A 22,759-nucleotide genomic window follows, 5' to 3' on the forward strand; every position below is an offset into this window, starting at 1 on the left:
AGAAACGGCGCTAAAATCAGATACTTTTTTTTTTAGAATCTGGTATATTTGCTGATAACGAAGAAAGTTGCATCAGTGCAATTTCTACGGTCAATCGTGGGTTTTTGGAATTCTTATAATTAATGTCTGCGTGATTACAAATTTCAATCGCATCAACCAATTGTTGAGCATTCCACTTTTTACTTTGTTCTAAAAACTTGATTTTTGTTTTTTCACCAACTTCAATTAAACTCACGGTTTGCGGATTTTGAGCCATCATTAAATCACGGAAATGACTTCCTAAACCTGCAATAAAAATATGCGAATCAAAACCTTTTTTTATAATTTCATTTAAGGCAAATAAAGTTTCAGAGATTTTATTCTCCTGCGCTAAATCTACAATGGTCAGATATTGTTCATAATCCAGAACATTTAAAACTTCGGCTGCTTTTGCCAAAGTAATATTTTTCTGGGAAAAAGTAGAAAGTCGGTCAAAGATAGAAAGTGCGTCACGAAGTGCTCCATCTGCTTTTTGAGCAATTAAATAAAGAGCGTCATCTTCATATTGAATTCCTTCTTTATCGGCGATTTTCTTTAAGTGAAGTTGAATATCTTCAATGGTGATTCTTTTGAAATCATAAATCTGACAACGGGATAAAATCGTGGGGATGATTTTATGTTTCTCGGTCGTTGCCAAAATAAAAATAGCGTGTGCGGGTGGTTCTTCTAAAGTTTTCAAAAAGGCATTGAAAGCTGCTTGAGACAACATGTGAACCTCATCAATAATATAAATTTTATACTTACCGACTTGAGGTGCAAATCGCACTTGATCGGTGAGTTCACGAATATCATTAACAGAGTTATTAGAAGCCGCATCGAGTTCGAAAATATTGTAAGCGAAACCATCTTCTGAGGTAGAACCGTCTCTCTCATTGATTTTCCGCGCAAGAATTCTTGCACAGGTCGTTTTCCCAACTCCTCTTGGTCCACAAAAAAGTAATGCCTGAGCTAACTGATTTTCTTCAATCGCATGCTCCAGCGTTTCTGTAATATGACCTTGCCCAACAACAGTATCAAACTCTTGCGGACGGTATTTTCTTGCAGAAACCACGAAATTTTCCATTGGTCAAAAATAGGGAAATAATTGAGAAAATAAAATAGAAGCGGGAAATTCTTATTTTAAAATTTCATTGTTCAAAAACTTCTATTCTTTAAAATAAAAAACTCTCAAAAATTTTCATTTTGAGAGTTTTTAAATATTGAAATGATCTTAAATCATTTTTCCTTCTTCCAGTATTTCTCGGGCTTGGTATTCCTGCACCAATTCGATGGCGTTGGTTACCACATCACTTAAAGCAGTGATGAATGTTCCTTCTTCTGCCATGCTCATGGCGTGTTTCAGGGCTTCTATTTCTTTCGGAATGCATTCGTAACTTACCGTACTGTCTGACTCCTGAATTCCAGAAATAATCAGTTCATTGATTTCTTCTTCGGTTCTGCCGCGCAGATGTTTTTCATTTCTAATGATGATATAATCGAACATTCTGCCCGCAATTTTACCACATTCTTTAATGTCTTCATCTCGACGGTCACCCACTCCGGATATGATTCCGATTTTTTTGGTAGCATCTACATTTTTCAGAAAATCTTCTATCGCTTCATATCCAGCTGGATTGTGTGCGAAGTCGATTAAAACCTGGAATTTTTTAAATTTAAAAACATTTAATCTTCCTGGCATCAACATGGGACTTGGTATAAAGGTACGGAGCGAATTCGCAATATCTTCAATTTCGAAACCATATAAATAAGTTGCCAAACTTGCCGCTAACACATTAGAAATCATAAATTTGGCCTTACCTTCCATGGTTATTGGAATACTTTGCGCTTTCGCAATACGAATTTTCCAGTCTCCTTTTTTAATGGTCACGAAACCTTCTTCGTAAACACAAGTTACTTTTCCTTCTTTGGCAAATTTCTTAATGTGAGGATTATTTTCATCTAAACTAAAAATAGCCACTTTAGAATCTAAATCCGGCATTAAACGCATTGAATATTCATCATCTGCATTTAAAACGCTCCAACCATCTTTTCGCACAGAATCCATTACGACTCTTTTAACTTTGGTTAAATCTTTCAAATTGTGAATGTCATTCATTCCAAGATGATCTTCTTTTATATTGGTTAAAACACCAATATCACAGGAACTGAATCCTAAACCAGAACGGAGAATTCCACCTCTCGCGGTTTCTAAAACTGCAAATTCAACGGTGGGATCTTTCAATATAAATTCTGCTGAAATTGGACCGGTTGTATCGCCTTTCGTCAACATGGTATTCTGAATATAAATACCGTCTGACGTTGTGAATCCTACTCTATATCCATTATTTTTAACGATGTGAGAAATCAATCTTGTTGTGGTGGTTTTACCATTCGTACCTGTCACCGCAATAATCGGAATACGAACGGGTTTCCCTGGTGGATACAACATATCGACCACAGGAGCGGCAACGTTTCTAGGTAAACCTTCACTTGGCGCAAGGTGCATTCTAAATCCTGGTGCGGCATTCACTTCTAAAATAGCACCACCACTTTCCTTTAAAGGTTGGGTAAGGTTTTCTGCCATGATATCAATTCCAGCCACATCTAAACCGATAATGCGGGAAACGCGTTCTGCCATAACTATATTCTCCGGGTGAACCATGTCGGTCACATCAATTGAAGTTCCACCCGTCGAAAGATTTGCAGTAGATTTTAAATAAACGATCTCGCCGTTTTTCGGAACGGTTTCTAAAGTATAATTTAATTTTTCTAAAAGTTCATTGGTATCTTTATCAACCAGGATTTCGGTTAAAACATTTTCATGCCCGTAGCCTCTTCTTGGATCTAGATTTTCTTTATCAATTAATTGCTGAATATTTAAATCGCCATCACCAATTACATGGGCAGGAACACGTCTTGCAGCAGCAACCATTTTATGATTAATGACTAAGATTCTGAAATCATAACCTGTAATATACCTTTCAACAATCACTTTTTTACCATAGTTCTGTGCATGTTCTAAACCGACTTTTGCCGTTTCAAAATCATTAACATTAATGGAAGAACCTTTACCGTGGTTCCCATCTAATGGTTTTAGAACAATTGGATAACCGATTTTATTAATCACCCTTTCCAAGCCTTCTTCATCATGAACCAAATCACCGGTTGGTACAGGAATCGCAGCCTCATCGAGCATTTTTTTCGTCAGTTCTTTATTACAGGCAATATCAACAGCAATAGAACTTGTGTTTCCCGTAATCGTGGCCTGAAATCTTGTTTGATTAACGCCATAACCTAACTGAACCAAAGAATTGCGACCCAATCTAATCCACGGAATATTTCTGGCAACCGCTTCCTCTACGATACTTCCTGTTGAAGGTCCCAGTCTTTCTCTCTCGCGGATTTCCTTTAAATTTCTAATGCATTCTTCTAAATTGTAATCCCGATTTTCAATTAAACATCTTGCAATTTCTACCGATTGTTCAGCCGCGTAAACGCCAGAATTTTCTTCTAAATAACTAAACACCACATTATAAACACCTGGAGTTTTGGTTTCTCGGGTTCTACCAAATCCCGTATCCATTCCCGCTAGGGTTTGAATTTCCAAAGCGATATGTTCGATAACATGCCCCATCCAAGTTCCCATTTCTACCCTTAAGTAAAATCCTCCTTCCACTCCTTCCGAACAACGGTGAGAAATTAGGCTGGGCATTAGTAATTGTAAACGATCTCTAAATCCATCGATTTTATTGGTGGGGAAATTTTCCATCTCTTCCAGATCCAAACGCATCTGAATGAGTTTTTTTCTTCTGATGCTCCAAATATTGGGTCCACGTAAAACTTGTATCTTATCAATTTTCATAGGTGATTGCTGTCTTTTTTTAATCGGTAAATTTTATTTGAAAATCAAAGATAAACGAAAACCTTAATAGTTAGGAAAAAAATAATAAAAAATAGAATCATTTTTTTAAGGATAACTTAATTAATGTAGCGAGTCCATAATCAATCTCCTCACTTATTATTGACCTTGCAAAGAATATTTTTTTAAATTTGCATCCTATGAAAGCAGTTGGAAAATTAATGATCATTGGTGGCGCCGTTAACAAAGGGAGTTTCTCCGAAACCGATTACGATCAAAATATCGAAAAAAATCTAAATTTTTTTGAAAGAGGAATTCTCCGAAAGATCATCAGCGAATCGCGCTTAAAAGAGAATTCGGTTATTGAAATCATTACCACCGCTTCTCAGATTCCACAAATTGTGGGACCAGAATACAAAAAAGCGTTTGAGTTTTTAGGGGCAAAAAATGTAAATATTCTTGATATCACCAATCGTGATCAAGCCAACAGTGATACCATTTCGGCGCGCGCAACTGCAGCAGATGTGGTAATGTTTACTGGTGGTGATCAACTTAGATTAACTTCAATTTTAGGTGGAACAAGATTTCACGATATCATTTTGCAAAAATACCAGGAAGAAGATTTTATTTACGCAGGAACCTCAGCAGGTGCGGCGGCGGCATCAGAAAATATGATCTATCAAGGTTCAAGCAGTGAAGCATTATTGAAAGGCGAGATTAAAACCACACAAGGTTTAGGCTTTATAGAAAACGTAATTGTAGACACCCATTTTGTACAGCGCGGAAGAATCGGAAGATTGTTTCAGGCCGTTGTTAATAATCCCAGAACTTTAGGAATTGGTTTGGGTGAAGATACAGGTCTTTTCATTGATAAAGATATTATGACAGCGATTGGATCTGGACTGGTCATTTTGGTTGATGGTCGTTTCATTAAAGATACGAATTTGACCAATATACAACTTGGTCAGCCTATTTCTATAGACAATTTAATCGTTCACGTTTTATCCCAAAATGATTTTTATGATTTAAAATCGAAGGATTTAACCATCGTAAATTCGCAATACAACGCGGTTCCTCAGGATAAGTAAATACAATTTAGCACTAAAGAAAATGAAAATAATTGTTCACGGTGGTTTTTTTTCCGAAAGCGACCAAAGTCATGAAGTGAAGATTGCCAAGCAAAATTCATTAAAAGAAATTGCCAAAACTTCTTTTGAGTTTTTAAAGACTCATTCTTCAGAAGAAACCGTTGTTCATGCCGTAAAATTATTGGAAGATGATTTACTTTATAATGCTGGGATGGGTTCTCAAATCCAAAGCGACGGAAAAATTAGAATGAGTGCTTCATTAATGAACGGAGCAACTCAAAAATTTTCTGGAGTCATTAATATTGAAAATGTAAAAAATCCGATTGAAGTTGCTCAAGTTTTAATGAAAGAAGACGACCGCGTTCTTGGCGGAAACGGCGCGAAAATATACGCCACCGAAAATGGTTTCGAAGATTTCTCCACCGAGATACCACAACGTAGAAAAGAATATGAAGCAAAATTAAAAAACGGCGGAAAAGGAACAGTGGGTTGTGTGGCTCTCGATAAAGAAGGCAGACTCGCAGCCGCAACTTCTACGGGTGGAAAAGGTTTTGAACTGGTCGGAAGAATTTCTGATTCTGCCACTGTTGCCGGGAATTTCGCTAATGAATGTTGTGCAGTAAGTTGTACTGGAGTTGGTGAAGATATCGTAAGCAACGCAACTGCAGCAAAAATTGTAACCCGAGTTACCGATGGTTTTTCACTAAATGACGCGGTCGAAAAAACATTTACTGAATTAAAAAAAATTGATGGTTTTGCGGGAGCAATTGCCATTGACTATAAAGGAAATATCGCTCATCAAGATTCTTATCCAACGATGGTTTTTGCCAGTTACGATGGAGATGATTTTGTAGTTTTTGAATAAATAAAATTAAAATTTTTCAACCACAAAAAATCACAACAATTTTATCATTTTTAAAGTGAAAAATAGAGGTTAATCAAGTTCAAAAAAGACTTCGAATTTAAATATTTTAAATAATGAGCTCAATTTATAAAATAAAAACTGCCCCAATTTGAGGCAGTTTTTTCATTTAAGAAAATACATTATTAAACCATTTTATCTTCAATCGCAGCTTGTGCCGCAGCCAGTCTTGCAATTGGCACTCGGTACGGAGAACAGCTTACATAGTTCATTCCGAGTCGGTGACAATATTTTACTGATTCTGCATCGCCGCCGTGTTCCCCACAAATACCTACTTTTAATTTTGGTTTTGTGCTTCGCCCTCTTTCTACACCGATTTTAATTAATTCTCCAACTCCACTTTGATCAATGGTCACGAATGGATCGTCTGGTAATAATTTTAAATCTAAGTATTGCGGCAAGAATCCACCGATATCATCTCTGGAGAAACCGAAGGACATTTGCGTTAAATCATTGGTTCCGAAACTAAAGAAATCTGCTACTTCTGCCATAGAGTCTGCTTTTAAAGCAGCTCTTGGGATTTCAATCATTGTTCCGTAGAGGTAAGCAATCTTTTTAAGTTTCAGTTTTTTCAAGGTCTCTTGATACACTCGATCTACAATCGCTTTCTGATGCAGTAATTCATGCTTGCCCATGGTTACGGGCACCATTATTTCTGGCATTGCGTGTTTACCATCTTTTATTAATTCACCCGCCGCTTCTAAAATTGCTCTCACCTGCATTTCTGTAATTTCCGGATAAGAAACTCCGAGACGAACACCGCGGTGACCAAGCATTGGATTGTTTTCGTGTAAGGCAAGAATTCTTCTATTTAAAATACTCATGCTTACTCCCAACTCTTTGCTTAAAGCCATTAATTTTTCTTTATCGTGTGGAACGAATTCATGTAAAGGTGGATCCAGAAGTCGTATGGTTACAGGTTTACCATCCATTACTTCTAAAGTCGCTTTAATGTCTTTTTTTACAAATTTGAATAATTCATCAAGAGCAGATTTTCTTTCTTTCAAAGTATCGCTCATGATCATTTTTCTGAGTAAGAAAAGTGGTTTCTCACTTCCTTCACCGTAGAACATATGTTCCGTTCTAAACAATCCGATTCCTTCTGCGCCAAAATAAGCGGCTTGTAAAGCATCTTTCGGATTATCAGCATTTGTTCTAACTCCTAAAACCTTTGCTTTTTCCACCAACTTCATTAATGATTGATAGGATTTATTTTTGTTCAGGTCTGTTGCTATTAATTCAAGAACGCCTTCATACATTAAACCTGAAGTTCCATTTAAACTTACCCAATCTCCTTCATGGAATTTTTTTCCTTCTTTGGTGATGAGCATTTTTTCATGTTCGCGAATTTCTATTTCGCTACAACCTACGATACAGCATTTTCCCCAACCTCTGGCAACTAAAGCAGCGTGGGAAGTCATTCCTCCTTTGGAAGTAATGATTGCCTGAGATTTGTGCATTCCATCTACATCTTCTGGTGAAGTTTCTTCTCTTACCAAAATAACTTTCTCTCCTCTTGAAGCCCATTCAACGGCATCTGCAGATTCAAAAACCAATCTTCCAACTGCAGCGCCCGGTCCTGCAGGAAGCCCTTTTGCGATCGGTTTATTTTTTAGTTCTTCAACATGGTCAAACATCGGTAGTAATAATTCTACCAGTTGATTTGGACCCACTCTCATAATTGCGGTATCAGCATCAATGAGTTTTTCTTTATACATATCGGTGGCCATTTTCACGGCAGCAACACCATTTCGTTTTCCAACTCTACATTGCAACATGTACAAAGTTCCTCTCTCGATGGTGAATTCTATATCCTGCATGTCTTTGTAGTGGCTCTCTAAACGTTTCTGAAATTCATCTAATTCTTTATATTGTGCAGGCATTAACTTTTCTAAGGTTACTAATTTTTTACTGTGATCATTCTTAGAAGAATTATTAATCGGCGCTGGAGTTCTAATTCCTGCCACCACATCTTCACCTTGTGCATTCACTAAATATTCACCATAAAAATGATGATCACCATTCCCTGGATTTCTGGTAAAAGCAACACCAGTACAGGAAGTGTCGCCCATATTACCGAAAACCATGGCCTGAACATTTACTGCAGTTCCCCACTCTTCAGGGATTCTTTCAATTTTTCGATATTCAATGGCACGTTTTCCATTCCAGGAAGCGAACACGGCACCAACACCGCCCATTAATTGATCCCAAGGATCTTCCGGGAATTCTTGTTTCAAATGTTTTTTGGTTAGGGCTTTAAATTCCTTTACCAATTTTTTCAAATCTTTCGCTTCAATCTCGGTATCGAGTTCTACGCCTTTCTCTTTTTTAAGTTCAGAAAGTTTTTCATCCATAATACGGCGGATTCCGATTCCTTTTGCAGGTTCCATACCGCCCGCTTTTTCAATCACTACATCAGCATACATCATCACCAATCTGCGGTAAGCATCGTAAGCAAATCTTTCGTCACCAGTAACTTTAATCAAACCTTTTACGGTATCGTCATTTAAACCAATATTAAGAACGGTATCCATCATTCCCGGCATTGATCTTCTGGCACCAGAACGTACGGAAAGAAGCAAAGGATCTTTCACATCACCGAATTTCTTACCCATTAATTTTTCAATTTTTTTAATGGATTCTTTTATTTCGGAGTTTAAAGTTTTCGGATATTTTCTTTTGTTTTTATAAAAATAAGTACAGACTTCTGTCGTAATTGTAAAACCAGGTGGAACGGGTAATTTCAAATCAGGATGACCTGCCATTTCTGCCAGGTTTGCTCCTTTACCACCCAGTAAATTTTTCATGGATTCATTACCGTCGGCTTTTCCTCCACCGAAGAAGTACACGTTCTTTTGCTCTTGTTTTGTTTGAGTTGCCATAGGATTATTTTAGGATTGATTATAATTTAACCATTTGATTCTATGTAAAGTTACAACTCTGCAAAACTTAGATATTAAAGGTTAAAATGATAAAAATCAGATTTGATTAATATCATAAAAGCATAAAAAAATGCGTCGATTGACGCATTTTTATTTTTAATAATTGAATAAAACCGATTCCTAGGTAAATCGACATTATGTAGGAACTCCCATTAATATTCAATTTTTTGTGTTAACTCAATTGGGTTATTTTTATTTTTGATTTTTTTTGTACAGATTCTATCATTTCCTTGAAGTTAGGTTTTACAATATTTCCGGCATCGTCATAACTTGTTACATCTGATTTATTAATCTGCGCAAAAGGATTGCTGTAAAAGCTTTTTTGAAGTTTTTTAAAATCTTCCCAAGAAATTTCTTTTTGCGATTTCTCTGGATATAGTTCTTTCCATGAAAAATTCTGTATTTCTCCCAATGTAAATTTATAATCTAATCGTTCATCTGAAAGCATTACAATTAAACCAGGTAATCCTTTAAAAATATAAGGTCCATCTTGAATTGGAATGTCAGTAGTAAACCAAGCGGTCCATTTTCTATCACCATAATTTACTTCCGCTTTTTGGCAGGTGTATTTTCCAATTGTTCTTTTTTCGTTTACAATATTCCACTTTAGTTCATCTTTAATTTTTATAGAATACACTGAAGACAATAGTGGAACAAAGACAAATTTTACGCTTTCGTTTTGATTATAATTTTTAAAAACATACAATTGATTGTTATTGTATTCCATATCAAATCCATCGGGAAAACCTCTCGCAATTCTTAAAGAATCAGAATTACGAAATTTCTCTGAACGGAATAAAGACTCGCCATCTTTAATATCTAAAAAAAATACTATATTTTCCGTTTTTATACTATCTGAATTCAACTTATAATTTAATTTATAAATAAAGCTGAATTTTGCGCGTAGAAAAAACTGGTAAGAAATACAAATAGTAATAAATTTGGTTTCATCGAAATATAATTAGGGAACTAAAAGTATAATTGGTAATATTCTCTAATAATTAAACAAAACCGAACCCCAAGTAAATCCACTACCAAACGCAGCAAGTAGCACCAAGTCTCCGCGATTAATTTTACCATTTTCAATGGCTTCACTTAAGGCTAAAGGAATTGAAGCGGCAGTTGTATTCCCAAATCGCTGAATGTTGTTATAGACTTTCTCATCAGGCAAACCGAAACGTTTTTGAACGAATTGGGCAATTCTTAAATTCGCCTGATGTGGAATAAACATATCTAAATCTTCTGGCGTTTTTCCGGCTTTATCTAAAGCTTCCATCATGGTTTCTGGGAATCTGGTTACCGCATGTTTGAATACAAAATTGCCATTCATGACTGGGTAGATTTCTTCATCGGTAACATTTTCTGGTTCCAAACGCATTCTGTCGCTCCAACCGAATTTAGAACCTGGGAATTTGGTGCATAATTCTTCGGCGTGTTTTCCTTCAGAATGCATATTTGTTGCCAGAATATCGCCCGCATTTTCATCTTCAGTTGCAGATAAAATTAGCGCTCCTGCTCCATCTCCGAAAATAACGGAAACGCCACGCCCGGCATCAGAGAAATCCAAGCCGAAAGAGTGAACTTCTGCTCCGACGACTAAAATATTTTTATACTGTCCAGATTTTATAAAAGCATTGGCAACACTCATTGCATACACAAATCCTGAACATTGGTTTCTTACATCTAAAGCACCAACGGTTTCGCAGCCCAGCATTTCCTGTAATAAGACTCCACACCCTGGGAAAAAATAATCCGGAGAAAGCGTTGCGAAAACAATATAGTCGATATCTTTTCCAGTCATTCCTGCCATTTTCAATGCAGATTCTGCGGCTCTAAACCCAAGATATGCGGTGGTTTCTTCGGAATCATTTCTATTTTTTCGGTGATGACGTTCTTTGATGCCGGTTCGCTCGGTAATCCATTCATCATTGGTGGTCATCAACTTGGCTAAATCATCGTTGGTCACTACATTTTCTGGTACGTAATGGCCGACTCCTTTTATATAACTTTTAAGCATGTAATTTGTAATTTAAACAAAGATAATTTTTATTTGACACATAAGTAATTTTTAAGTTAGCAGAAATGCACTAACTTTTTTTGCCACGAATTCACAAATATATTTTAAATGTATTATTCTGTTTAAGTAATCTCATCAATTTTAATTGAACGATGTAGAACTTTTAATATTGAATAAAATAAAAATGATTTAAAGAATTAATTCGGGAATTAGTGTCTGGGATCAACATCATAAATTTAAAGTGTTTGTTTATATTTTGTGGATTTAAATGTTAATTTTAACTTAAATTTGTCCTATGCCTATTGAAATTATTTATAAAAATGAACATTGTGAATGGATCGATGTAGAAAGTCCCACCGAAGAAGATCTGGAGTTTTTGCACAACCGCTACAATATCAATTCTCTTCTTTTGGAAGATACCGTAGATGCCAATCATTTACCAAAATTTGAGCAAGATGGCGATGTGAATTTTTTCCTTATGCGGGAAAATACGCAACTGGAACGATCAAATCTAAATACAATCAGCGATATTTCTACCAAACTCGGTGTTTTTTTATTAGACAAAGTGATCATCACGATTCATCGATTAAAGAACAGAAGTATTTACGAATTCAGAAAAGAAATTTTACTGCCACAAAACGAATCAATTTCCCGCGACCAAATCGCTTTGAATCTGGCTTTAAAAGTAATGAAATCTTACGATGATGAATCCAAAAATCTATTAGAAACAATGGATCAAATCGAAAGTGAAATTTTCCTTAAAACCACCAATCATTCTAATCATATCCGAAGACTTTATCGTTTAAAAAGAAAGTCGGGACTAAACACGAGAATCTTAAATATCTCTACGGTTTGGGTTGATAAGTTTAAAATGCTACAACTGGATGATACAGCAGTAACAGATTTAAAGGACAAACACAAAGATGTAATCGCCGATTTTGAACATTTGAATGCGCAGGTTGCCAGTTTAATTTCGATGTTTTTGGCGATGAGTGATCAGAAGGCGAATCAGGTAATGAAAGTGCTCGCAATTTATTCCATGTATTTTTTCCCGATTACTTTTATCGCAGGAATTTATGGAATGAACTTCGTTTTTATGCCAGAGCTTAATTTGAAATATGGGTATTACATAACTCTTGGATTAATGGCTACTATTACGGTCATCACTTTTTTTTATGTTCGGAAAAAGGGTTGGTAATTGATGTAGACCGCTTCGCTTTTAGACAATAGATGATAAATAATAATTCTTAAATCAAAAGACTGTGCGTAAATAAAATACTTATTTTTTATACAAAAAAAATCCCAACTTTTCAGTTGGGATTTACTTTTTAAAAGAACTTATTCGATTTAAAAATTCAAAATACGAACATCAATTCTTCTGTTTTGTGCTTTGCACTCCTCCGTATCATTTGCTGGACAAACTGGATGTTGAGAACCGTAACCTTCTGCATCTACTCGATCTGCAGAGATTCCCATTTCTAATAATTTCAGTTTTGCTGCCTGAGCACGTAAGTTTGATAATCTAAGATTACCTTCTTCGCTTCCGGTATTATCGGTATAACCACCTAATCTTACTTTCGCTGTCGGATAATTATTTAAGATCTCGGCCAAGTTGGTAAGTTGTTGTTCAGAACCTGGCTTTAAATCGCTGCTTCCTGTTTGAAAGTAAAGATTTTCTAGGGTAAACCATTTTGTATTTTCTAATACTTTCTGATCTTTTGATTCAAGACCCTTATAGAAAGCTAACAACTGGCTGTTTTTACCAAGACCAATTGATTTGTTCGTTAATTTGATTTCCTGAATATCTCCGGTATCATAAACAAAATCACCTTCATCATTAAGTGCTCCTTTAACAATTGCAATAGGAGCAATATATTCAACATCCACTCCTACAGTGGTTGGTGCTGTCATTCCAACCATTTGTTGTAGAGTTTCTAACTTTTCTTTTCGATTTATATCGATTTTATCTTTGTGTAAAACGGCTAAAGTTGGCGCAATTACTAAGGAAATGATTGACATTAATTTAATTAAAATATTCATTGATGGTCCTGAAGTGTCTTTAAATGGATCACCCACAGTATCTCCGGTAACTGATGCTTTGTGGGCCTCAGAACCTTTGTAATGCTTTTCACCATTGATTTCAACTCCTTGTTCAAAAGATTTTTTAGCATTGTCCCAAGCACCTCCTGCGTTGTTTTGGAAAATTCCCATCAACACTCCAGAAACAGTAGCACCCGCTAAAAACCCTCCTAATACTTCTGGTCCGAAAATGAATCCCATAATTAAAGGCGAGACCAAAGCAATTGCTCCCGGAAGCATCATTTTTTTAAGGGAAGCATCGGTAGAGATCGCTACACATTTTTCATATTCAGGAATTGCTTTTCCTTCTAAGATGCCAGGAATCTCCCGGAACTGACGACGAACTTCTTCTACCATCGCCATGGCTGCAGTACCTACCGCTCTAATCGCTAAAGAAGAGAAGATAAATGGAATCATGGCTCCAACAAATAGACCTGCTAATACGTCGGCTCTGTAAATATCAATACCATCAATACCCGCAATTCCCACGAAGGCTGCAAATAATGCTAAAGCAGTTAACGCTGCAGAAGCGATTGCAAAACCTTTTCCGGTTGCTGCGGTCGTATTTCCAACTGCATCAAGAACATCTGTTCTTTCACGAACTTCTTTTGGTAATTCACTCATTTCAGCAATTCCACCAGCGTTATCAGCAATCGGTCCGAAAGCATCAATTGCAAGTTGCATTGCTGTAGTGGCCATCATTCCAGCTGCTGCAATTGCAACACCGTAAAGACCTGCACAAAAATAAGATCCATAAATTCCACCTGCTAAAACAAGAATTGGTAACATCGTAGATTCCATCCCAACTGCAAGTCCACCAATAATGTTGGTTGCGTGACCGGTAGAGGATTGTTTGATAATACTGCTCACTGGTTTTTTTCCCATCGCTGTATAGTATTCAGTGATGATACTCATTAAAGTACCTACCACTAATCCTACGATGATTGCTCCAAAAACTCCCATTTTTGTAAACTCATGACCTCTTAAAGTCATTGTTTCAGGCATTAGATAATTCACCAAGAAATAAGAAGATATTGCTGTTAAAACAATACTTCCCCAGTTTCCAAGGTTTAAAGCATTTTGAACCGGAGCAATATCTAAACTGGTGGTTTCGCCAATTTTCACAAATAAAGTTCCAATTATTGAATAGATAATTCCTGTTCCTGCAATTAACATTGGTAAAAGAATTGGGGCAAAACCTCCAAAAGCATCAACAGATAAAGTTTCTCTACCCAATACCATGGTTGCTAAAACTGTTGCTACGTAAGATCCAAATAAATCGGCTCCCATTCCTGCAACGTCTCCAACATTATCTCCAACATTATCAGCAATTGTTGCTGGGTTTCTTGGATCATCTTCAGGAATTCCTGCTTCTACTTTCCCCACTAAGTCAGCACCAACATCGGCTGCTTTGGTATAAATACCACCACCAACTCTCGCAAAAAGTGCAATAGATTCAGCACCTAAAGAGAATCCGGTAAGAATCTCGATAGTTCTTTCCATCTCATGAGAATCAACACCCGCACCTGGAGCAAAAATCTGTTTAATAATAATATATAAACCACCTAACCCTAAAACTGCTAAACCGGCAACACCCATTCCCATTACGGAACCTCCGGTGAAGGAAACTTTCAATGCTTTCGACAAAGAAGTTTTTGCGGCTTCTGCTGTTCGTACGTTAGATTTGGTCGCAATCTTCATTCCGATAAATCCTGCCAAAGCAGAGAGGATTGCTCCTAAAACGAATGAAATACCGATACTCCAGTGAGAATTAGCACTCGACCCACCCATTACAGCCAACAAAATTGCAACAACGACTACGAAGTACGCCATCACTTTGTATTCCGCTTTTAAGAAAGCCATAGCACCATCTGAAATATAACCAGCAATTTCTTTCATGCGGTCATTACCTGCATTTTGTTTACTCACCCAAGAGCTTTGAACAAAAGTGTAGATTAAAGCAATAATACCAAATACTGGTACGAGATAAAATAATAAATCCATAAATTACTTTTTGAAGTTAATTTTGTTAATGTTAAATATTTGTTAACTAAAACGATTACCGAAAATACACAATTATTTTCGGATTTTAACAACTTTTAACGAAAATAAAAATAGACAAATGAAAACATTTGTCTATTAAAAATTATTATTGAAGTGGGAATTTATCCGCCAAATTTATTTGCATAATCAATTTGTGATGCCTTGATCACTTTCTTCGCATGTTCTGCTCCGTAAACTTCGTGGATGGTACATTTTGCTGGCTCATCTGGAAGATTTTTATAGGTTAGGAAATAGTGCATTAACCTTTTCACTTCTGCCTGTGGCAATTCGGTGATATCTCTGAAATGTCCAAAAGCATGGTCGCCTTTCATTACTGCAACAATTTTATCATCTGCTTCCCCTTTATCAATCATTTTAAAACCACCGATTGGCAATGCTTCCATCAACATTCCACCAGAGTGAATGTTATGAGAACTCAATACACAAATATCTAATGGATCTAAATCACCAGTAGAAACATTTTCTGCACCACTTTCTACGGCTAATTTCAGGACTTCGTCATGACAATACGTTCTTGGAATAAATCCGTATAATGCAGGAATAATATTGGAGAATTGCTGTGGTCGATCCACTTTTAAATAACCGCTCTGTTTGTCGATTTCGTATTTAATAGTATCACTCGGTACAATTTCCACAAAGACGTTTACAACATTCGGTGCTTCATCTCCCACAGGAATCCCGTGCCATGGATGGGCTTTAAAATTCGGTATCATTATTTTATTTTAATTTATAATTAAGTTTTCTTTTCTTAAGTCTTCAATACACGCTGAAATATAATCTTGCTCATTCATATAATTCATTAAAAAAACCGTTTTTAAATCTTGCAAAGTACTTTCATTGCTCAAATTTTCGTAGGTCTTATGAAGTAAATGAAGAATATTATTTTTACAGTTTACGACTTTATTCCAAGAGTTTTTGGTGAGATAAAGTTGCTGTGACGCATTATAATCAAACTCTTCATTAATCGTTTTTTCGATCAAAAATAAATATTCGTGCGCCGCTAAATTTTCATCAAATTTGGTTACTAAATTCGCCGGTTTAATTCTTTCTAAGAAAAGCGTTATTCTTTCATAAGCATGAATCCTTTGTTCCGACTGACCTTTCACAGTCATGAAATTAAGTTCTTGTTTTTTAAATCTGATATAACTGTACACAAACTGCCTGGTATATATCAAGAATGGAATAGCAATAACTAATGCAAAGGCATATGGAAACAAAGGCGATTCTATCATTGGTTTTTTCTACGGTGCAAAATTAGTGATAATTCTGTATCTCTTCATTAAATTTTTCAATAAAGTAGATTTAGAATTGGTCAAAATTGCATATCGATAAGAAATAGCACCAAATCTTTCGTTAAACTTGGCCACATTTTCTACTTCACTTCCCATAAAATCAAAATTTTTATCTCCAATAAATTCTTGCAGACAATGATCAATCATGATGGAAGGAAGGTTTGGATTTTGTAGCGGATATCCATTAATAAAGAGACTCAGATAACGACTTCGGCTTCCTTCATATAAATAAACGAAGGATTGTATTTTATTTTTAAACTCCAGAATAATTAATTTACCAATCTTTTTTTCTACCAGTTTCTGAAATATATTAAAATAATCATGGCTGTCTTTTTCGTTGGTTGTTCCTTTTGTATTCTTTAAGAAAAAATCTTTATCTTCTTCCTGATAATTGTTTTTAAATTTAATATTTCCGATTAAATCCCCAATAATCCTCACATTTCGGCGGCGGTGACTGCTGTAATTCTTTTTAGTATTGGCGTAATTTTCTTTTTTTAATAAATAAGAAGTCTTCTTTTTTGTTTCGAAATCAAATTGATTATCACCATTAAAAGCATAAATCAGAACCAAAAAATTCTGGTCTAAAAAATCATAAAATAGTTTGTTAATGTCCGGTTGGTCTTCTTTAGAAAAAACGCCTAACTGCTGACAGATTTTCGGCATAAGAATAAAAGTTAAACCCAATTTGCGAACATAGGAAACGGGCATTACTGCATCATAATCGCCATAAACCAAAAGAAACCATTGCCGATCTGAAACGATATCTAAAAATTGTTTATCGGCATAGTCAGTATTTTGGCAGGCATTCTCTAAACATTTGGAATATTTTGCGAAATCAATTTCGTGGTACTTAACTTTTTTAATCATAATAAATTTTCGTCTGCAAAACTCAAATAAGAGTTTTGAGCAATAATCAGGTGATCCAGTAACTGGATATTTAAAATTTTTCCGGCTTCTGTAATTTGTTTGGTGATTTTTAAATCTTCATTACTTGGCTTCAAATTTCCGGAGGGATGGTTGTGGGCAATGACAATTCCGGTTGCGAAATGCTCTAAAGCGGTTTTAAAAAGAATCCGTACATCAACAACCGATTGATTAATTCCACCCGAAGACAGTTTGCCTTTTCCTAAAATTCGGTTATTTTGATTCAGATAAATCGCCCAGAACTCCTCTGTTTGCAAATCTGATAAATACGGAAGCAAAACTTTATAGGATTCTTGACTGCTAGTAATTTGTACTTTTTCTGGAACTTCCTGTGCGGCTCTTCTTCTGCCGATTTCTAGGGCAGCAGCAATCGAAATTGCTTTTGCCTCACCTATTCCTTTAAATTTCATTAAATCTGAAATTTGCAAAAGAGATAAATTATGCCAGTTATTGCCAACAGAATTCAAAATTTTCCGGGCTAACTCTACGGCTGAATCTTCTCTGTTTCCACTTCCCATAATGATTGCCAACAATTCTGCATCTGAAAGTGAATTCTTACCTTTCAATAAAAACTTCTCTCTCGGTCGATCGTCTTCAGCAAGAAATTTAATGGACATTTTAATTGATTATCAGAATTAACTTATAAATTTAAGAAAATTACGTGATGTACCTTCAATTAAAATTACAAACCATGTATAATTTGGCCATCTTTCATAACCAGTTTACGATCTGTAGTATCTGCGAGATGAATATTATGGGTAACAATCACAAAAGTCTGATGGTATTTATCGCGTAAATCGAAAAAGAGTTGGTGCAAATCATCAGCGTTTTTGGAATCTAAATTCCCAGTTGGTTCATCGGCGAAAATAATTTTGGGAGAATTAATCAATGCTCTTGCAACGGCAGTTCTTTGCGCTTCCCCACCCGACATTTGATTCGGTTTGTGATGAATTCTGTGCGCAATATGTAAATCTTCAAAAAGAGAATAGGCTTTGTCAATTGATTCTTTCTCGTTTTTCCCTGCAATTTTTGTCGGCAATAAAACATTTTCTAAAGCAGAAAACTCCGGTAAAAGTTGATGATACTGAAATACAAATCCGATATTTTCATTTCTAAACTTCGACAATTGTCGGTCGGACATATGCACGAATGATTGTCCTGCCAACTCGAGTACTGTATTATATTTCTTGGGATTAGTAGGTTTATCAAGTGTTCCCAAAATTTGCAACAATGTAGATTTCCCGGCACCTGATTCACCAACAATAGAGACCACTTCTCCTTCTTTTATGTGTACATCAACTCCTTTTAACACTTCTAAATCGCCGTAGGATTTATGAATATTACTCGCTTTAATCATGGTTTCAAAAATAGTGAATTTTTGCGAGTTTTTGCGCAAGGGCGCAGTGCATTGTTGGAGTTCCTTTTTGTTTTTTGAAAAAAGATAAAAAGAACGACTGCACGCAGACCGACCCGAGGTTTGGGAAAAGCATTGGCGAGGGTTGCGCCCAAATAAAAATCCCTCCAAAATGAATTGGAAGGATTAAAAATATTTAGAGTAGAATATTTAGAGCAATAAACTTAAAGGTTGTTCTAAATACGTTCTCAGTGTTTGTAAGAATTGCGCTCCAGTAGCACCATCAACTACTCTATGGTCACATGCCAAAGAAAGTTTCATGGTATTTCCAACAACGATTTGTCCGTCTTTTACAATTGGTTTTTCAACAATCGCTCCTACAGAAAGAATCGCAGAGTTCGGTTGGTTGATAATTGAGGTAAAAGTTTCAATCCCAAACATTCCTAAGTTAGAAACAGAAAAAGTAGAACCTTCCATTTCGTTGGCTTTTAGTCCTTTAGATTTCGCTCTTCCTGCCATATCTTTTACGCTTGCAGAAATTTGATTGTAATTCATTTGATCTGCATTTTTCAGTACAGGAACTACCAACCCATCAGGAATTGCTACGGCAACACCTACGTTGATATTTCCGTGGTGAATAATCTTATCTTCTTTCCAGGTAGAATTCACTTGTGGATGTTTTCTTAAAGCCATCGCTGTTGCTTTAATAATCATATCATTAAATGAAATCTTAGTATCTGGTAAAGAGTTGATTTCTTTTCTTGCCTCTATCGCTTTATCCATGTTGATTTCAACGATTAAGTAATAATGAGGTGCGGTAAATTTACTTTCAGAAAGTCGTTTTGCAATAATGTTTCTTACTTGTGAATTTGGTGTTTCAGAATCTTGACCCTGAACGAAATTCATAGCAACTTGTGCTGGAGCAGAAGCTGCAGTAGACGATGAAACTTCTTGTTTCGCCTGTGCAGAAGCTGCACTTGGCTGATAATTCTCAATATCTTTCTTTACAATTCTACCATTTTCTCCACTTCCTTTTAAAGAGTAAACATCAATTCCTTTCTCTTCGGCCATTTTTTTAGCTAAAGGAGAAATTGCCAATCTTTCGGTAGAAGAATAAGCAACAGTTTGTCCTGGAGTATTTTCTGAAGCGGAAACATTCTCTGAAGGTTTTTCAGCAGCAGGTTTCGAGTCTGCTTTTTTTGCTCCACCAGAAGTAAGACCAGAAACATCTGTTCCTGCAGGTCCAATGATTGCTAAAACCGTATCAACTGGACTCGCTTCACCTTCGCCAACACTGGTGTAAAGTAAAGTTCCATTTACTTCTGATTCAAAATCCTGAACTGCTTTATCAGTTTCTATTTCGGCTAAAACGTCTCCTTCTTTTACGGCATCTCCAACTTTGAAATGCCATTTTGCTACTTTACCTTCGGTCATCGTATCAGAAAGTCGAGGCATTGTAATTACTTCAACTCCCGCAGGGATTTCTGTAGCAGTCGCAGATTGAGTTTCTGCTGCTGGTTGTTCTTCCGTTTTCTTTTCTTCTGTTTTCTCAGAAACTGCGCTCTCAGCATTTCCTCCAATTAGAGCCGAAATATCTTCACCTTGATTTCCGATAATTGCCAAAACAGAATCAACTGGTGATGAACCACCTTCTTCTGTGCCAACATATAATAAAGTACCATTAAATTCTGATTCAAAATCCTGTACGGCTTTATCAGTTTCAATTTCGGCCAAGATATCTCCTTCTTTTACTGCATCTCCTACTTTCTTGTGCCATTTAGCCACCTTACCGTCCGTCATCGTATCAGAAAGACGGGGCATTGTTATTACTTCTGCCATAATTTTCTCTTATTTTTAGATTCAATAAATGAAATCTGACTTAAAGAAAAATCAGATTTCAAATGAATTGTTTTTAGTTATTTTCTAATTTATTAACGAAAGGATAATCCTCCTGAGCATAGACATAGTCATAAACTTTATCTAAATCTGGGTATGGAGAGTTTTCCATAAAGTCAACACATTCTTCTACGAACTCTTTCGACTTTTCATCCAACGCTGTTAATTCGTCTTCAGTTGCCCATTTATTATCAAGAATTCTTTTCTTAACGATTTCAATAGGATCTTCTTTTTTGTACTCAGCAACTTCTTCTTTGCTTCTATAAGGTTCTGCATCAGACATGGAGTGTCCTCTGAAACGGTATGTTCTTGCTTCAATGAAAGTTGGTCCATCTCCTCTTCTTGCTCTTTCGATAGCTTCAAAAGCAGCTTCTGCAACTTTCTCTGGATCCATCGCATCTACCGCTAGACAAGGCATTTCATAACCCAATCCTAATTTATAAATATCTTCATGGTTGGCTGTTCTTTTTACAGAAGTTCCCATTGCATATCCATTGTTCTCTACGACAAAAACTACCGGAAGTTTCCAGTTCATTGCCATATTGAAAGTTTCATGAAGAGATCCTTGTCTAGCAGCACCATCTCCGAAGAAACAAATATTCACTGCTTTTCTGTCGAAGTATTTATCACCAAAAGCGATACCTGCGCCCAAAGGAATTTGCCCTCCAACAATTCCGTGACCACCATAAAAACGGTGCTCTTTACTGAATATGTGCATAGAACCACCCATTCCGCCAGAAGTTCCTGTAGCTTTTCCACAAAGTTCTGCCAAAATTCTTTTCGGATCTACACCCATCGCCATTGGATGAATGTGACAACGATAGGCTGTAATCATACTGTCTTTGGATAAATCCATAGCATGTGTAAAACCTGCAGGAATTGCTTCCTGACCGTTATATAAATGTAAAAATCCTCTGATTTTTTGTTTAAGATAAAGAGAACGGCATTTGTCTTCAAACCTTCTCCACATTGTCATTTCTTCGTACCACTTCAGGTAGACCTCTTGCGAAAATTCTTTCATGTGCTAACTTTTGCTATTTTTTTGAAACAACATATAATCCCTCGATTTTATGTTTGTTGGAAATATTTAGCAAAAATAACAAAAATCTTTGTCTTTATTGGTAGCATAAGAAAACAAAGTTCTGATTTTAATCATTTAAAAATATTACTTTTGAAACTATAAATCAATTTATGCAAAAAACTCCATCTCCTGCGGTGTTGAAAGTTTCAAATTTCATCTCGGGTTTCTTAAATCCAATGAATTCTTTAGTGATCTATTTCATTATTTTTAGTGTAAGAAATTTTACCATTTCAGAAGCAACGCAAAATTTTTTACCTATTTTCCTAATCACAATTGTTCCTATTTCTTCGTGGATTATTTACAATGTAAGAACAAAAAAATATACCAACTTGGATGTTTCTGATCGCAAACAAAGGAAAAGTCTTTATTTCTTTATTGAAGGGGCAATGATTGTGTACTTATTTTTTGTTTATTTGAAATACGAAAGAATCGACATGGCTTTACTATTCCTGTTGATTTTACTGATCGTAATGCAGATCAGCAATTATTTCATTAAAAGTTCGATGCATACTGCTATTAATATATTTGTTGCAACGTTACTCTTCACGTTGACTCCTACTTATGGATTGATTTGGCTTTTGCTTTCAATCTTGGTTGGAATCAGCCGAATTATTTTGAAAAGGCATACTCCTGCAGAAGTCTTTAGTGGCGCAGTTATCGCGGGAATCGTTTCTTTTATTTATCTTTATACTCATATTCAAATTCAATAAAAATTATGAAAATAAGTCATTTGACTCCAGGTGAAGAAATTTTAATGAAGGTATTGTGGCAGCTTGATACGGCTTATATGCGAGATATCGTTGAGCAATATCCAGAACCGAAACCACATCCCAACACCATTTCTACTTTTTTAAAAATATTGGTTGAAAAAGAATTTCTAACAACTGAAAAAGAAGGCAGGGTTTTTAAATATTCTGTCGCAATCCCTTTTGAGGATTACCGAAAATATTTGTTGAAGTTATTTCTTGAAGATTATTTTAATGATTCCGCCCTAAGTCTGGTAAAATTATTAATTCAGGAGAATCTTTTAAAAGACGAAACCATGGAGAATCTTTTGAATATGGAAGAAACCGCAATAACGGTTCACCCAAAAGAAGAGGAATCTGACTTAAGTGATTTTCTTAATGATATTACCGCTCCCAAAAAGAAGAAAAAGAAAAAAGAAAAGAGCGAAAAGAAGAAACACAAAAAGAAAGATAAATAGTTTACGATTACTGTTTACA

18 protein-coding genes are annotated in these 22,759 nt (G+C 35.8%); 5 read left to right on the forward strand and 13 right to left on the reverse strand.

Going from position 1 to position 22,759, the window contains the following annotated elements; all coding sequences use genetic code 11:
* Window positions 1-16: 16 nt before the first annotated feature.
* On the reverse strand, window positions 17-1,102 hold the full coding sequence (dnaX, locus tag PUH65_RS08330) for a DNA polymerase III subunit gamma/tau (protein WP_305519485.1): 1,086 nt from the start codon (window positions 1,100-1,102) through the stop codon (window positions 17-19).
* Window positions 1,103-1,249: 147 nt separating this feature from the next.
* Window positions 1,250-3,880 carry a cyanophycin synthetase gene (gene cphA / locus PUH65_RS08335; protein WP_305519486.1) on the reverse strand — a complete coding sequence of 877 codons (2,631 nt, stop codon included), beginning with the start codon at window positions 3,878-3,880 and terminating at the stop codon, window positions 1,250-1,252.
* Window positions 3,881-4,077: 197 nt separating this feature from the next.
* Here cphA and PUH65_RS08340 point away from each other — a divergent pair, with 197 nt between their 5' ends.
* Entirely contained in the window at window positions 4,078-4,965 is an 888-nt protein-coding gene (locus PUH65_RS08340) for a cyanophycinase (protein ID WP_305519487.1), read from the forward strand.
* A 22-nt stretch (window positions 4,966-4,987) separates the two neighbouring features.
* Complete coding sequence (locus PUH65_RS08345; RefSeq protein WP_305519488.1) at window positions 4,988-5,830, forward strand: isoaspartyl peptidase/L-asparaginase; 843 nt, start codon at window positions 4,988-4,990, stop codon at window positions 5,828-5,830.
* Between the two features lie 182 nt (window positions 5,831-6,012).
* Here PUH65_RS08345 and ppdK read toward each other — a convergent pair whose 3' ends face one another.
* The 3 genes from ppdK to PUH65_RS08360 form a co-directional block, all read right to left on the reverse strand.
* Window positions 6,013-8,769, reverse strand: coding sequence for a pyruvate, phosphate dikinase (gene ppdK, locus PUH65_RS08350; RefSeq protein WP_305519489.1), 2,757 nt, complete (start codon window positions 8,767-8,769; stop codon window positions 6,013-6,015).
* A 232-nt stretch (window positions 8,770-9,001) separates the two neighbouring features.
* On the reverse strand, window positions 9,002-9,766 hold the full coding sequence (locus tag PUH65_RS08355) for a GLPGLI family protein (RefSeq protein ID WP_370692032.1): 765 nt from the start codon (window positions 9,764-9,766) through the stop codon (window positions 9,002-9,004).
* 57 nt (window positions 9,767-9,823) lie between these two features.
* Complete coding sequence (locus tag PUH65_RS08360) at window positions 9,824-10,846, reverse strand: 3-oxoacyl-ACP synthase III family protein (RefSeq protein ID WP_305519491.1); 1,023 nt, start codon at window positions 10,844-10,846, stop codon at window positions 9,824-9,826.
* Window positions 10,847-11,141: 295 nt separating this feature from the next.
* Between PUH65_RS08360 and PUH65_RS08365 the strand changes: the two genes are divergently transcribed.
* On the forward strand, window positions 11,142-12,044 hold the full coding sequence (locus PUH65_RS08365; protein WP_305519493.1) for a CorA family divalent cation transporter: 903 nt from the start codon (window positions 11,142-11,144) through the stop codon (window positions 12,042-12,044).
* A 149-nt stretch (window positions 12,045-12,193) separates the two neighbouring features.
* Here the strand turns inward: PUH65_RS08365 and PUH65_RS08370 are convergent, their stop codons facing one another.
* The 8 genes from PUH65_RS08370 to pdhA all read right to left on the reverse strand — a co-directional run bounded on the left by PUH65_RS08370 (window position 12,194) and on the right by pdhA (window position 21,476).
* The gene (locus PUH65_RS08370) at window positions 12,194-14,929 is read right to left on the reverse strand and encodes a sodium-translocating pyrophosphatase (protein ID WP_305519495.1); all 2,736 of its coding nucleotides are present in this window, start codon (window positions 14,927-14,929) and stop codon (window positions 12,194-12,196) included.
* Between the two features lie 161 nt (window positions 14,930-15,090).
* Window positions 15,091-15,702, reverse strand: coding sequence for an inorganic pyrophosphatase (locus tag PUH65_RS08375; RefSeq protein WP_305519498.1), 612 nt, complete (start codon window positions 15,700-15,702; stop codon window positions 15,091-15,093).
* A 9-nt stretch (window positions 15,703-15,711) separates the two neighbouring features.
* The gene (locus PUH65_RS08380) at window positions 15,712-16,221 is read right to left on the reverse strand and encodes a hypothetical protein (protein WP_305519500.1); all 510 of its coding nucleotides are present in this window, start codon (window positions 16,219-16,221) and stop codon (window positions 15,712-15,714) included.
* A 9-nt stretch (window positions 16,222-16,230) separates the two neighbouring features.
* Window positions 16,231-17,148, reverse strand: a complete 918-nt coding sequence (locus PUH65_RS08385; protein WP_305519502.1) for a hypothetical protein — start codon at window positions 17,146-17,148, stop codon at window positions 16,231-16,233.
* Complete coding sequence (radC, locus tag PUH65_RS08390) at window positions 17,145-17,822, reverse strand: DNA repair protein RadC (RefSeq protein WP_305519504.1); 678 nt, start codon at window positions 17,820-17,822, stop codon at window positions 17,145-17,147. The genes PUH65_RS08385 and radC overlap by 4 nt, the downstream gene beginning before the upstream one ends.
* 65 nt (window positions 17,823-17,887) lie before the next feature.
* The gene (locus PUH65_RS08395) at window positions 17,888-18,562 is read right to left on the reverse strand and encodes an ABC transporter ATP-binding protein (RefSeq protein WP_305519505.1); all 675 of its coding nucleotides are present in this window, start codon (window positions 18,560-18,562) and stop codon (window positions 17,888-17,890) included.
* A gap of 207 nt (window positions 18,563-18,769) precedes the next feature.
* Window positions 18,770-20,398, reverse strand: a complete 1,629-nt coding sequence (locus PUH65_RS08400) for a pyruvate dehydrogenase complex dihydrolipoamide acetyltransferase (RefSeq protein ID WP_305519506.1) — start codon at window positions 20,396-20,398, stop codon at window positions 18,770-18,772.
* A 73-nt stretch (window positions 20,399-20,471) separates the two neighbouring features.
* A complete protein-coding gene (gene pdhA / locus PUH65_RS08405) occupies window positions 20,472-21,476 on the reverse strand; it encodes a pyruvate dehydrogenase (acetyl-transferring) E1 component subunit alpha (RefSeq protein WP_305519508.1) in 1,005 nt (334 codons plus the stop codon).
* A gap of 170 nt (window positions 21,477-21,646) precedes the next feature.
* On the opposite strand from pdhA, the gene PUH65_RS08410 reads away from it, so the two are divergent.
* A complete protein-coding gene (locus PUH65_RS08410; RefSeq protein WP_305519510.1) occupies window positions 21,647-22,246 on the forward strand; it encodes a phosphatase PAP2 family protein in 600 nt (199 codons plus the stop codon).
* Between the two features lie 5 nt (window positions 22,247-22,251).
* Window positions 22,252-22,740: a BlaI/MecI/CopY family transcriptional regulator gene (locus tag PUH65_RS08415; RefSeq protein ID WP_305519511.1), complete on the forward strand. Its 489-nt coding sequence runs from the start codon at window positions 22,252-22,254 to the stop codon at window positions 22,738-22,740.
* Window positions 22,741-22,759 lie beyond the last annotated feature (19 nt).

The organism is Kaistella sp. SH40-3, assembly GCF_030686865.1.
GTDB lineage: Bacteria > Bacteroidota > Bacteroidia > Flavobacteriales > Weeksellaceae > Kaistella.